Below are 13,189 nucleotides of genomic sequence, written 5' to 3' on the forward strand. Positions count from 1 at the left end.
AGTCATGGCGTCAGCGAAGGCAACATGCCGGGGCACGCATGAGGCTATTATTCATCTAATATACAGCAGGATTGCGGAATGGAGCCGCGACACCCAAACAGCGCGCAGGGATTTGGCTGTGCGCGCGGTTGACTGGTACGGCGGCTTGCTTCATCGGACCCAGTCTTCACCGACACTATCCGGGAACTTCATGGCCAGGCGCTCCACCCCTCTGTCCGCCGAGCTCCGCGCGCGCGGGCCCCTCGTGCTGATGATCTGCTTCCTTGCGCTGGTGGCGCTGACGGGCGGCGCATCGCGCGCGGATTCACTGGCGCAGCCCTTCGTACGTGTCGGGTCCATTATTTATGTTGGCGCCCTAGTGGCGCTTGGCTGGATCGATTGGGGACGGGCGCGGGCGCTGTGGCCGGTGTTCGCGGTGCTGGCGCTGGCCGTGCTGGCCGCGGCCGTGCAGCTGATCCCGCTTGCTCCTTCGCTCTGGACCGGATTGCCGGGGCGCGCTTTTTACGAACAAGCCGCCCAGATTGCGCAGATCGCCCAGCCCGCGCGGCCGATCAATCTGTCGCCGGACCGGGGGTGGAATGCGCTGTTCTCGCTGGTCGTGCCGGTGGCAGCGGCGATCGGCCTCACCTCGCTCGACCGGGCGTCGCGCGCGCAGCTGGTGATGCCGCTGATCGTGATCATTTTCGCTAGCGCGGTACTGGGGCTGGCGCAAATCAGCGGGGGGGATGCCTCCCCGCTGCGCTGGTATGCGATCACCAACCGCAGTTCCGCCGTGGGACTGTTCGCCAACCGCAACCATGATGCCACCTTCCTGGCGATGGCCTTTCCGCTGATGGCGGTGTGGGCGATGCAGCAGCGTGACCGTCGCAAGGGCGTGCCGATGCGCGGCTGGGTGGCGCTGGGCATGGGGGTGTTCCTGATGCTGATGCTGGTCACCACCGGATCACGCGCGGGACTGGTGCTGGGCGTGCTGTCCATCCTGCTTTCCCTTGCCGTCGCCGTGCCTTCGCTGCGCAAGGCCTATGGCAAGGTGCGGCGCAAGCGGCGGCCCTATTATATCGGTGGAGCACTGGTGCTGATTGCGGGGTTCGTGGCGGCGGTCATGAGCTTCCAGCGTGCAGCCGCGGTGCAGCGGTTCATGGGGCTTGGCGTAGCCGACGAGGTGCGTGCGAGCGTGTGGCCGGTGGCTTGGGAAATGACCCGCGCTTTCTTTCCCATCGGGATCGGTTACGGGGCGTTCGATCCAGTCTATCGCCGGTTCGAGCCGTTCGCCAACCTTGGCACCAGCTACGTAAACGCGGTGCACAATGACTATCTGCAAGTGGTGCTGGAAGGCGGGGCGCTGGGCGCCGTCATCATCGCGCTGGCACTTATCTGGTGGCTGTTCGGCACTGGGCGGCTGTGGCTTCAGGAAAGCGAGCGCAATTTCGTTCCGCTGGGGCGCGCGGGCTCCGTCATCATATTGCTGGTGGCGCTTGCAAGCGTGGTGGACTATCCGGCGCGAACGCCGCTCATCATGACGATGCTGGTGCTTGCTGCCGGCTGGATGCAATTGCCGTGGGCACGTGGCCGCGCTTTACGAAATACCGAACGCTAATTATAGGCGCGTTGGGAACCGTTGGGAAACTATAGTCAAATGCGTATTCTTTTGCTCCCCGCCTTTGGGTTGGCGTTGCTATCGGGTTGTGCGGGCAATCCCCCTCCCGTCTCATCGGCAGACCTGACGGTGCTGCAGGATGGCGGTATGCCGGTTCCTGGACGCACCGATGTGATGCCCGAAGCACGACAGGCCGTGATCGGTCCGCTCGATAAGTTGGGCATCGATGTTTACGGCATCAGCGAACTTAGCATGCAGGCACTGGTTGATGGTGCAGGCCAAATCTCGATGCCGCTGGTCGGTGTGCTCGAAGTTGGCGGGAAGACGCCCTCTGAGGTGTCGCGGGAGATCGAACGGCAACTGCGCACCTACGTCCGCGATCCTTCGGTCAGCGTAAACCTCCTCGAATCGGTCAGTCAGGCAGTGACAGTTGACGGCGCGGTGATCGAGCCGGGGCTTTACCCGGTGTCAGGCAACATGACCCTCATGCGCACAATCGCATCGGCCAAGGGCCTTACCGAATCCGCTAAACTGGATGATGTTGTGATCCTGCGAACGGTGGGTGATCAGCGCTATGCCGGCCTCTATAATCTCGGCGCTATACGCCGCGGTGCCTATGCTGATCCTACAGTCTACGCCAATGACGTTGTCATTGTCGGGGATTCTCCGATGCAGCGCTTCCTGCAGAATGTTGCGCCGCTGGTGCCGCTTGTCACCACGCCTCTCATTGTTCTCCTCCAGCGGAACGGCAATTAATGAACACCCCCGACCGTATGCAGCGTTTCACGGCCGAGACGTCCTCCATGAGCCCCGCCGCCATCGCGGCTGAGGAGCAAGAGCGCGTTGGCTTTTTGCGCCACTATTCCCAGCTACTCTGGAGATGGCGCTATGTGTTTTTCGGCTCGATTCTAGGCTTCATGCTGATCGGCCTGGTCATTACACTTTTGATGACGCCGCAATATACGGCCATGACCACGATCGAGATTTCGCGTGAGTCCGACCAGATCGTAAATATCCAAGGCGTTCAGCGCGATGCCAGCGATGCCGACCAGGAATTCTACCAGACGCAGTACGGTCTGCTGCAGGCGCGCTCGCTCGCCGAACGCGTAACCGAGGAGCTCAATCTCGCCAACAACCGCGACTTTTTCGAGATGTTTGGCAATGAGCAGGCTCTGGCGTCGTTCGATAACAACGCGAAAGCAGCTGCCGGACGCGCGGAGCGCAAGCAGATAGCAGCCGACATCCTTCTGGATCATCTGGATATTACGCCGACGCGCCAGTCGCGCCTTGTCGATATCGAGTTCACTAGCCCCAGCGCGACTTTCTCCGCGAAGATCGCAAACTCCTGGGCACGCAACTTCATTCGCGAGAGCCTAGAGCGCCGCTACGAAGCGACGTCCTATGCCCGTAACTTCTTGCAGAACCGTCTGGGCCAGCTGCGTACCAAACTCGATGAATCCGAAGAAGAGCTGATGAACTATGCGCAGCAGCAGCGGATCATCACCCTTCCCGGTCAAGGCGCGCAGGGTTCAGAGCAGTCCACCGTCGCTTACGATCTAGTCTCCCTGAACAACGCGTTGGCAAGCGCCACCGCTGATCGACTTGCGGCCGAAGCCAAATATAAGGAAGCGGCCGGTCGTGGAGCGGACTCGGCAGAAGCGCTAGGAAACAATGCGCTAAACGTATTACGGGCGCGGCGGGCAGACGTTGCGGCTGACTATCAGAAGCTTCTAGCTCAGTTCGAACCTCAATATCCGCCAGCCATGGCGCTGCAGCGGCAGCTGCGACAGATTGATCAGAGTATTGCTCGCGAAGAACAGCGAGTTAGCGACTATATTCGTAACGCCTATGACACAGCCCGTGCTCGCGAAGAGGCTCTTAAGCAGCGGGTTGACGAGTTGAAGGCGAGCTTCCTTGATCAGCGCCGCCGCAGCATTCGCTACAACATCTTTCAACGCGAGGTGGATACCAACCGCCAGCTATACGATGCTCTGCTGCAGCGTTATAAAGAAATTGGTGTCGCAGGCGGCGTGGGCGTGAACAATATCGCTATCGTTGACGAGGCTATCGTTCCGGAAAAGCCCTCCAGCCCCAAGCTGATACTCAACCTGCTGCTAGCGCTGTTTTGCGGTGCCGCGGTGGGGGCTGGCCTGGCCTTCCTATTCGATCAGAGCGATGAGCGGATTTCGGACCCGGAGGAAGTGCGGAAGCTGCTTGGGCTCCCCGTTCTGGGTACGATCCCGCGGTCGAAGGAAGGTTCGCCAGAAATGGCTCTGCGCGATCGGAAGTCGGAAATCGTCGAGGCTTATCTCGCCGTCCAGACGAACTTGCAGCTCGCCAGTGCCAGCGGTATTCCGCGCGTCATTTCGGTCACCAGTACCCGGCCTACCGAAGGCAAGTCGACAACGGCTTTCGCTTTAGCCACCATGCTCGGTCGGTCGAACGCCCGGGTGGTCCTGATCGACTGCGACATGCGCTCGCCGTCCGTCCACAAGCTGCTCGATGTGAAGCACGATAACGGTGTCAGCAACTATCTGGCCGGCGTTGATAGTTTCGATGAAATGCTGGTCCCGGTGGACGACTATGGCTTCACCGCTATTACGGCGGGCCCGATCCCGCCCAATGCAGCCGAGCTGCTTACGAGCGATCGCCTCTCTAAGATGATCGACGCGCTTCTGACCCGCTTTGATTACGTTGTGATCGATGCTCCGCCGGTCCTGGGTCTTGCCGACGCTCCTCTCATCGGCAGCCGCGTCGAAGGAGTCATTTACGCCATCGAATCCAACGGCGCCCGGTCTACTTTCGTCAAGGCCGCCATCGCCCGTCTGCGGGCGGCGAATGTTCCGATCCTCGGCGCGGTCCTGACCAAGTTTGAGCCGAAGCGCGCTAAATATGGCTATGGCTATACCTATGGCTACACCTACGGCGAGAAGGATGCACGCGGGAGCGCTGCTCTTGACGGATAATACAAAGTCCGCACGCGTCCGCACGGTAGCGGGGCGAATAGCGGCAGTATTACTGCTTGCTGGCCTGGCCACGGTCGCCGGCCAGAAGAGCATGGCAATGGTGCTTGCCGAGCGAGCTCCCGACCGCGCCTTGCGTTTTGACGCCACCAATGCTGCGGCACATGTGCAGAAAGCCATGGATCTGGTTTCCGGCGAAGATTCTTCTCCGCCGCTCGATCGTGTGGCTTATCATTCGCAGCAGGCGATCCTAACGGATGCCACCCAGCCATCGGCGGCCGTTGGCATCGGTCTGGTGCAAGAGCAGCAACGGAAACAGAAGGCCGCCACCGCAGCTTTCGCTTATGCCCAAGCGCTGTCGCGCCGCAATTTTCCGGCGCAACTTTGGCTGATCGAAGATGCCGTGCGGCGAGATGATATTCCGGCCGCGTTGCGTCACTATGATATTGCAATGCGCACCTCGCGCGCATCGAAGACGCTGCTATTTCCGGTCCTGACGAACGCTATCGCAGATCCTGCAATCGTCCCCCCGCTAGCAAAAATTATTGCTGCAAATCCCGTCTGGCAAGAACAGTTCGTTCAGCACGCGGCGCAGAATGCAGGCGATCTCGATGCTCTTGCCTCTCTACTGGGCGCAATCCGACAGAACGGCGGTCAGGTGAGCGATCAAGCTATCAGTACAGCGCTATCACGCTTTATGAACGACGAGGACGTCAGCGGCGCCTGGAAGCTTTATGCGTCTATGAACCAGCAAGATGCCCGGAAAACTATCCGCGGCGGCAGGTTCGTACAGCAACCCGACTATCCCTCACCGTTCGATTGGAGGCTTAGCGACGATGGCGAAGCTGTAGCTGAACCGCGCCAGATAGGGGCGGGAACAGCGCTGTATTTTGCTGCGCCGATGGATTGGGGTGGCACGGTCGCTTCGCAAACACTCCACCTCCCACCGGGACAACACAGCCTCACCGGGATGGCTTATGGTATTTTGCTGACTGACGGGCAGCGTCCATTCTTCACGCTGCGTTGTCTCGAAACCGCCAACACGCAACGCCTTGAGCTGCCCAGAAGTGACGAACAGGGAAAGCCTTTCCGTTGGCAGTTCACGATCCCTTCAAACTGCCCTTTCCAGAGCCTGCAGCTCGAGCTGGCTCCCGCAAATACGCCGGAAGGCGTTGAGGGGTATGTCAGCAATCTTTCGGTGACGGAGTAGTCCGGACGGTGTCGTTATTATCAACATTCGAAAAGCGTTCATTGGTGCACGCGCTGGTCTTCTCTTGCCTCTGTGGAGTGGTGACAACCGGAGCCGCCGCTCAGCAATCCACCGGCGTGCGGGAAGCAGGAGGTGAAATGCGGACCGCGCAAACAGCCGAAAATCTAGGTGAAACGGATCGTGCAGATAGAGGGAGCACCTTCGACGTTCTTCCTGAAGCCCAACAAAACCGGTTTTCCAGCGGCAATGAGGAAACGATTACCCGGCAACCGGGCATGCGACTGAATACGCGCATGGACTCACGGCTTTCCAATCGCCTCGACAATCGAATGTCGCTTCGCCTTGGCACCAATCAGTCAGCTCGCGCGCCCTCTTCTTCAAGCAGCAGCAGTAACAGCGCGTCTTCCCAACCGGATTGATGGCCTTCCCGTTTTTTAGCGAACCGTAAATGTTGCTTCTTTCCTCATCAAGATCACCCTGGCGCAGGATCGATGTGCAGCTTGGCGGCGGCCTTTTGCTGGCCGCTATCATTCCGTCAGCTTTGCGAATGCTGATACTAGAGCCGGATGCGCATGCAGTCCTTTACCAGACCACGCTGGGCGTAATCGCAGCGATCATTGCAGGCTTCTGGCTACTGCGGAACATCACGACGTACCCCGGTGCGCAAGGCGGTAGCTACGTCATCCCTGTATTCACCGCTTCCTACTTCATCATGCTGATGGTGTTTGTGCTCGGGCGGCTCGACTACAATCGCTCGGCTGTTGCGTCGGGTTATCTACTGATCATAATATGGTCAGTATTCACGAGCATTATGGTTCAAAGAAACCAGCATTTGCGGATCGGCTATTTGCCCTTTGGCGATCCCGCTATTCGGCAAAGCATAGATGGTGTTACCTGGCATCTGATCGATGACACCAAAACTGATGTTACTGGCCTGGACGCAGTGGCTGCGGACTTGCGTATTGATCTGCCGAATGAATGGGATCGCCGCTTGGCCGACTATGCTCTCCAGCGCGTCCCGGTTTTTCATGTGAAGACGCTCGTGGAGAGCCTTACCGGAAGGGTAGAACTGGAGCATCTTTCGGAAAATAGCTTCGGGTCGCTCATCCCTCTTTCCGCCTATATGTGGGTTAAGCACATTCTGGATTGGATTACGGCCTTGTTGGTCGGGATAGTTTTGCTGCCGTTACTGTTGTTGATTGGCCTTCTGGTGCGTCTGGATACGCCCGGCCCGGCTTTATTCCAGCAGACCCGGATCGGCTTCAGCGGTCACCCCTTTACCGTTTTCAAATTTCGCACGATGTTCAGCGAGCGACCACCAATTGATACTGCTGATCCGCTACGTGCGGCAATGACGCAGGAGGGCGATGTCCGAATTACGCGCATTGGCAAAATCCTGCGCCGGACGCGGCTCGACGAGCTTCCTCAAATCTTGAACATCTTGCGCGGCGAAATGAGTTGGATCGGCCCGCGACCCGAGGCGGAGACATTGTCACGCTGGTATGAGGTGGAAATTCCGTTCTATCGCTACCGCCACATCGTCCGTCCCGGTGTCGCAGGCTGGGCGCAGGTTTGCCAAGGACATGTGAGCGAAGTCGATGACGTGCGGAGCAAACTGCATTACGACTTTTACTACATTAAAAATTTCTCGCCCTGGATCGATCTGTTGATCGTTGCGCGTACCGTTAGGATCGTGATTACCGGCTTTGGCTCGAAATAAGTCGATGCAGGGTTTCCTTACCGACTGGACATTTACGCCCTCTCCCCAATCCTTTCTTACGTACCTTTCGCGCACTAAGTCCCGCCTTTTTGGGCCGGGTGCCCGCCCTGACTTTGAGATAATCAGGCCATTTGAAGCCGCAAATCGCTGGAACATCCTGTTTCTTTATGCCCCCGATGGGCAACTAACCGACAGCCAGGTTTATTCAATCGAACGTTTTCACGAACTCAGTGGTGCTTTTGCGATCATCGCCGCAATTCCCCAGGAATGCGCCTTGCCGAAAATGTTCAAACGTGCGGACGCGCTAATTCGCAAGGAACTGCCCGGATTCGATTTTTCCGCCTATACGATCGCGGTCGAGCAACTTGCCGCCCGCTCGCCTGGAGCGCGTGCGTTTATACAAAATGATTCCGTATTAGGTCCGTTCGGCCATATCGATCGCATGATTGCCGCGGCGCCTTGGGACCTTACCGGCTTCCTCGCCAGCGCAGCGATCGAGAACCACATCCAATCGTTTGCCTTCGTGTTGCAGGACGTGACGCCCGCTCGCCTCGAGGCATTGCGTCCAGTGCTGTTCGAAAGTCATGCACTGGATCATTACCGCGATGTTGTAAATCTTCAGGAAACGCGGCTCGCACGGGTGGCAGCTGACAGTATGAGCGTCGGGGCGTATTGGTTCGAGGGTTCGTCGAACGCTGTCGAACTGTCGCTAGGCACTGCGTTGCTGAGAAAACTCCGGCCTTTGCCGGCTCAGGAAATCGCGACGCTGGATCCTTCACTGGTCCGGCCTGTCGAACTGCTTGAAGAGGGGTTTCCGTTCGTCAAACGGTCCCTATTCACGCGGAACGGACATCTGGCCGACCGTGTCGAGCTGATCGCTGCGCTTGATCGGCTTGGACACCCGACCGCCTCGCTCTAATCGCCCGCGTTAGATCGTTCTCCCAGCCAGCAGGACGCGCACCCGCGAAAGTCCCATGCCGATTCCGCGCCTAATGATCTCTGGATGCATGCGATAGGCCTGCCAGCACGAACCTAGCACCAGCAATGTCATTATGGCCCATCGCAGCGCACTGCCGGCAGGCAGCAATAGAGCAGCAACGGTAGAAGCCGACAAAAGCGCTGCCGCCGCCGTTACCGGTCGCATCGCGCGTAGACCGCCGAGCGACCGGCTGTAGAGCAGCAAAGCATCAGCGACGGCTCTCAGTGTCCAGGCCAGGGCTACACCCGGGATGCCGAAGGCATAGAGTCCGACCATCAGTATCCCCACATAGGGCAGGATCTCGACCGAATGGATAATCGCTACCACGTTTGGTTTTCCGGTAGCCTGTAGATAGTTATACGGAATGTGGGCCATGCCGTTGAACCAAATGCCCGGGAGCAGGACCAGCAGTACCGGCGCGGTCTGCCGCGCAAGATCTGCCCCGATCCACAAGGTCAAAAGTGGATGTACGAGCGCCATGACCAGGATCATACCCGGCGTCATGACCACTGATAAAAAGGTGATAGCCTGGCCCTGAATTTTGGCGGCATAATCATCGCTTCCATAAGCGAAGCGTGGGAACATGGCGCGGGTGAGCGCATTGGGTAGCACCGCGGCGCGCTGTACCACCGTAGATGCCAGAACATAGATCGAAACGGCCGCCGCGCCTATCACCCAACCGATGGCAAAACGGTCCCAGAAAACAAGCATCGGGCCAATGATGCTGGTGATGCTGACCCACCCGCCATAGCTCAGCAAGCCGCGCGCATCGCCACGGTGGACCTTAACCGGTCGCCGCAAGGGGATCGATCGGCGGCAGAAGTAGAATAGCAAAACCGCTGAGAGCACACGCACGCCAAGCGCTCCGGCCACCAGCATCCAGAGCGTGGGCCCCACCAGCCAGGCGATGGTCAGAGGTACGATCGCGCTGAGGCTGTTCGACAACACATCGACACCGTTCAGCGCGGCAAAGCGCTCCCGACCTTGCAGAGCGCCATTTAGGATGCCGATGATCATGGCTACCGGCAGGCTGAATGCTAGCCAAACCACGGTGCCGCCGACTTCTGCTGCAACCTCCGCCGTATCGAACTTGATGAGCGTAAGGCCCCAATACGCTGCCGGTACGAGAAGCAGGCTGGCAAAAACCACCAGGCCCAAGCTAAGCCAGATCGCGCTCCAAAACAGGCGGTTAGATTGCGCGACATCTTCGACGGGAACCCGCGCAATCTGCTGCGTGATCGCTCTGCCCAGTCCGATGTCGAACAGTCCGAAATAACCCAGCAACAACCAGCAGACAGAGAGGACGCCGTATCGTTCCAGCCCGATCAGGTGAAGGTAAGCGGGTACCGTCACAATCGATACGAATAACGGCAGAACCGCGCCCACGAGATTGTAAACCGTATGGCGCGCGATACTCACTTAATACTCCAAATTCGGCAACCGATGCAGGCGGCACGTCCGCCGACGGCGAAAGCCACTAGCCGAATGACGGGGGCAACGCTATGGGCATTGCCTTCGAAAGCCTAATGTGCCGTGCGAACGCACGCGGCAACCCACTGCCAAAATTTGGATATATCATGGACGGGTCGCCCGTGAGCAGCGTTGATATCATCATCGTCAACTGGAATTCCGGCGGATTGCTGGCAAAATGTCTGGATTCGATCCGCCTCTATGGCGGGGATCAGATCGATCAGGTGATCATCGTGGACAACGGATCGGTCGACGGATCCGATCGTGTTGAAGAGCATGGCCTGCCACTACGGATCATCAGAACGGGTGAGAATCTGGGCTTTGGACGCGCCTGCAATGTTGCCGCCGAGCATGCGAGCGCCCCGTACATTCTGTTATTGAACCCCGATGCTGAATTGCGCGAAGGCGCGCTGCAACGCTCTCTCGCGTTTATGGACAGCGAAGAAAATAGTGATGTTGGCGTTCTAGGCGCTCGGCTGAACGATCAGTTCGGCCGTGCGCACCATCATTGTGCGCGTTTCCCGGACTGGAAGACCTTTGTCGGCAACAGCCTTGGCCTCACGCGTATTGCGCGTCGCTGGTTTAAACCCATTCACTTGACCGAGTTCGATCATTTAAGCGACCGTGATGTCGATCACGTAATGGGTGCCTACTATCTGATCCGGACGGACCTCTATCGCTCGCTTGGCGGGTTCGACGAGCGTTTCTTCGTCTATTTGGAGGATCTGGATCTGTCCCGCCGTGTGTGGCTTGCGGAGAAGCGGATTCATTACAGCGCTTCGGTTGAGGCCTACCATAAACAGGGCGGTACATCAGAGCAGGTGAAGGCCCATCGCCTTTTCTATTCGCTTCAGAGCAACCTGGTTTATGCGTTCAAGCATTTACCACTCGGTCAAGCGATCACGGTGGCACTGGTCACTAATTTCGTCGAACCGGTGTCGCGCAGTTTTCGCGCCCTCTTCCGTTTCTCGCTGGAGGAATTATGGTTTACCTGGCGCGGTTTCGGAATGCTTTACGCAGATACCCCGCGTACATGGCAGGCCGTTCGCAGCGTCCTGCGCGATCGTCGAGAGAAAACGGGAAAGCGCAAACCGACATGACGGCGCCCGCGATCGATTGAACAGTTTAGGATTGAGCAGAATGTCCACTACGCAAAGCCCCGCCTTCTGGCGCGCTATTCCCTCCAGTGCCCTTTCCACGCCGCGCGCGTTTCGCCCGTCCTCCTGGACTGAGCATGTTCCCTTCGCTTTCTGGATTGTGGATGCCATGCGTCCGCGCAGCCTGGTCGAGCTGGGAACGTGGTACGGCATGTCTTATCTCGCTTTCTGCCAGTCGATCCAACAGCTCGGTTGCGACACGCGCGCGATGGCGATCGACACTTGGCGCGGCGACACGCAGGCCGGTGCGATCGATGACAGCATCCTGCGCGAGCTACGCACCTATCACGATCCGCATTACACGGCGTTCTCTACGCTGGAGCAGAGTGATTTCGACAGCGTTGCAGCCAATACCGAAGATGGCAGTATCGATCTGCTGCATATCGACGGCTTGCACACTTTCGAGGCGGTCAGTCACGATTTCGAGACCTGGCTTCCCAAGATGTCCGATCGCGGCGTGATCCTGTTTCACGATACGCAGGTGAAGCGCGACGACTTTGGCGTTTATACGCTTTGGGCTGACGTCTCCTCGCGCTACCCCTCTTTTGAATTTCATCACGAACATGGCCTGGGTGTGCTTGGCGTTGGTTCGCAGTGCACGCCTTCCATGGAGGCGCTGTTCGCTGCCGCTAAAGACGTCGAAGAGGCCGCGAAAATTCGCGACTTCTTCTCCACTTTAGGCCGCGGCCTTAGACAGCAGCAACTACGCACCGAGTCGGATGCGAAGCTTGATCGGCTGCGGAACAATCCACTGTTTGGATCGATGCTCAAATTGCGGCGGATGGTAAATGGCTAGCCATTTTGAGCCTCGTATGTCGCCGCCTATGGTTACGCGTTCGGGGCGTCAATCCTATGGGTTGATGGATGCAGTCGCCCGGCTGCTGATTCTGCTCAACCTGGCGCTGTGCGTTGTCTTTCCGCACTCTTTTCAGGTTCCAACCGCGGTCCTGCTCGCGCTCACGACGCTTATCTGCCTGTTCGCGATGCGCTCCTCGGAATATTTCGATCGACTGCTACCGTTTTATTTCCTGGGGGTCCTGGTTTCCAGTTTTTATATCTGGCTTGGCTTCACGCATCGCGCGCCGATGGACTCGGTGCTGCAGAACGCAGCGGTTTACATCGTGTCGCCGCTCGCTTGGCTAATCGTTTCGACCGTTACTTTCCAGCAATATGGGATCGAGAAAACAGTCCGAATTCTGGTTTGGCTCACCTTCATCGCCATGGCATCCGTGGCGCTCTTTTTCTTCGCTTTCCTTACCTTCGGTAAGGAAGCAGTCAGCTTTCTGACTGACGAGGCAAATGTGAACGTCGACGGTGGGTACGCCGGAGCTACCATTCTGGTGTACGGATCGCTGATCTTTCTTTGCGGCGGCGCCTTTGCCGAACCGAATGTTATCAAGAACAAGTTTGCACGAATCCTCGTTCCGGGGTTGCTGGTAGTCTGCGCACTCACCTCCGGCCGATCCGCGCTAATCCTCGCAATCCCGATTGGCTTTATTTTCGGAACCTTCGTTCGCGCGCGGAGCAAGGTCGCCAACGCTTCCGGAGAGCAAAGAAAGTCTTTCCTGCTGCCGACCATCCTGATGGGCGTCGTCATGATCGCCGTCGTAATAATCATCGATATAGTGTCGGACCGAATCAACCTGTCGATTATTTTCGGAGAGTTCTTCGACGAGCTGGGAAGCGGCGGTGGTAGTCTGCGCACCGACCAGATCAGTGCGCTTTTGGAAGGCGTACTCGACACCTACGGCGTGGGTGCCGGTCACGGCATCGGCGTCGATTATATCCGGAGCGCTATATATCCTTGGCGCTACGAGGTGCTTCCGCTCGCAACGCTCTACCGTGTCGGGGTTATCGGTACGGCGATCTATGCATCGATCTTCGTAGTCTACGGTATCGCCTTCACTCGCAACTTCTATGCGGGCACGCTGCGTGAGGAGGATATTTACATGGGCGGCGGGTTCGTAGCAGCGCTGCTCGGCACCTTCACTAATCCGTATATGGAGTCGTTCATTTTTCAGTGGATGTATTTCATGCCGGTGCTCAGCATCGGCATCGTGAAGCTTCATCAAAGCAATAAAGCCGGCAACTGA

The 13,189-nt window shown here is 58.1% G+C and carries 11 protein-coding genes; 10 read left to right on the plus strand and 1 reads right to left on the minus strand.

Annotated elements, in window-relative coordinates; genetic code table 11:
• The first annotated feature begins 190 nt into the window (after nucleotides 1-190).
• The 7 genes from H7X45_RS05975 to H7X45_RS06005 are packed head-to-tail and all read left to right on the plus strand — an operon-like array spanning nucleotide 191 to nucleotide 8,409.
• On the plus strand, nucleotides 191-1,597 hold the full coding sequence (locus H7X45_RS05975; RefSeq protein ID WP_187336597.1) for an O-antigen ligase family protein: 1,407 nt from the start codon (nucleotides 191-193) through the stop codon (nucleotides 1,595-1,597).
• Between the two features lie 39 nt (nucleotides 1,598-1,636).
• Nucleotides 1,637-2,353: a polysaccharide biosynthesis/export family protein gene (locus H7X45_RS05980; RefSeq protein WP_246449745.1), complete on the plus strand. Its 717-nt coding sequence runs from the start codon at nucleotides 1,637-1,639 to the stop codon at nucleotides 2,351-2,353.
• Nucleotides 2,353-4,563 carry a GumC family protein gene (locus H7X45_RS05985; RefSeq protein WP_187336598.1) on the plus strand — a complete coding sequence of 737 codons (2,211 nt, stop codon included), beginning with the start codon at nucleotides 2,353-2,355 and terminating at the stop codon, nucleotides 4,561-4,563. The genes H7X45_RS05980 and H7X45_RS05985 overlap by 1 nt, the downstream gene beginning before the upstream one ends.
• Nucleotides 4,553-5,770, plus strand: a complete 1,218-nt coding sequence (locus tag H7X45_RS05990) for a hypothetical protein (RefSeq protein ID WP_187336599.1) — start codon at nucleotides 4,553-4,555, stop codon at nucleotides 5,768-5,770. The genes H7X45_RS05985 and H7X45_RS05990 overlap by 11 nt, the downstream gene beginning before the upstream one ends.
• A gap of 44 nt (nucleotides 5,771-5,814) precedes the next feature.
• Nucleotides 5,815-6,189 carry a hypothetical protein gene (locus tag H7X45_RS05995; protein WP_187336600.1) on the plus strand — a complete coding sequence of 125 codons (375 nt, stop codon included), beginning with the start codon at nucleotides 5,815-5,817 and terminating at the stop codon, nucleotides 6,187-6,189.
• Between the two features lie 29 nt (nucleotides 6,190-6,218).
• Nucleotides 6,219-7,490, plus strand: a complete 1,272-nt coding sequence (locus H7X45_RS06000; protein ID WP_187336601.1) for a sugar transferase — start codon at nucleotides 6,219-6,221, stop codon at nucleotides 7,488-7,490.
• A 4-nt stretch (nucleotides 7,491-7,494) separates the two neighbouring features.
• A complete protein-coding gene (locus tag H7X45_RS06005) occupies nucleotides 7,495-8,409 on the plus strand; it encodes a hypothetical protein (RefSeq protein WP_187336602.1) in 915 nt (304 codons plus the stop codon).
• A gap of 9 nt (nucleotides 8,410-8,418) precedes the next feature.
• Here the strand turns inward: H7X45_RS06005 and H7X45_RS06010 are convergent, their stop codons facing one another.
• Nucleotides 8,419-9,888, minus strand: a complete 1,470-nt coding sequence (locus H7X45_RS06010) for a flippase (RefSeq protein WP_187336603.1) — start codon at nucleotides 9,886-9,888, stop codon at nucleotides 8,419-8,421.
• Between the two features lie 173 nt (nucleotides 9,889-10,061).
• Here H7X45_RS06010 and H7X45_RS06015 point away from each other — a divergent pair, with 173 nt between their 5' ends.
• Genes H7X45_RS06015 through H7X45_RS06025 form a run of 3 tightly spaced genes read left to right on the plus strand, consistent with a single transcriptional unit; the run spans nucleotide 10,062 to nucleotide 13,189 of the window.
• Entirely contained in the window at nucleotides 10,062-11,039 is a 978-nt protein-coding gene (locus H7X45_RS06015; protein WP_187336604.1) for a glycosyltransferase family 2 protein, read from the plus strand.
• Nucleotides 11,040-11,079: 40 nt separating this feature from the next.
• On the plus strand, nucleotides 11,080-11,892 hold the full coding sequence (locus H7X45_RS06020; RefSeq protein ID WP_187336605.1) for a class I SAM-dependent methyltransferase: 813 nt from the start codon (nucleotides 11,080-11,082) through the stop codon (nucleotides 11,890-11,892).
• Nucleotides 11,885-13,189 carry a hypothetical protein gene (locus H7X45_RS06025; protein WP_187336606.1) on the plus strand — a complete coding sequence of 435 codons (1,305 nt, stop codon included), beginning with the start codon at nucleotides 11,885-11,887 and terminating at the stop codon, nucleotides 13,187-13,189. Before H7X45_RS06020 ends, H7X45_RS06025 begins: the two co-directional genes overlap by 8 nt.

The sequence above is a fragment of the Novosphingopyxis iocasae genome, assembly GCF_014334095.1.
GTDB lineage: Bacteria > Pseudomonadota > Alphaproteobacteria > Sphingomonadales > Sphingomonadaceae > Novosphingopyxis > Novosphingopyxis iocasae.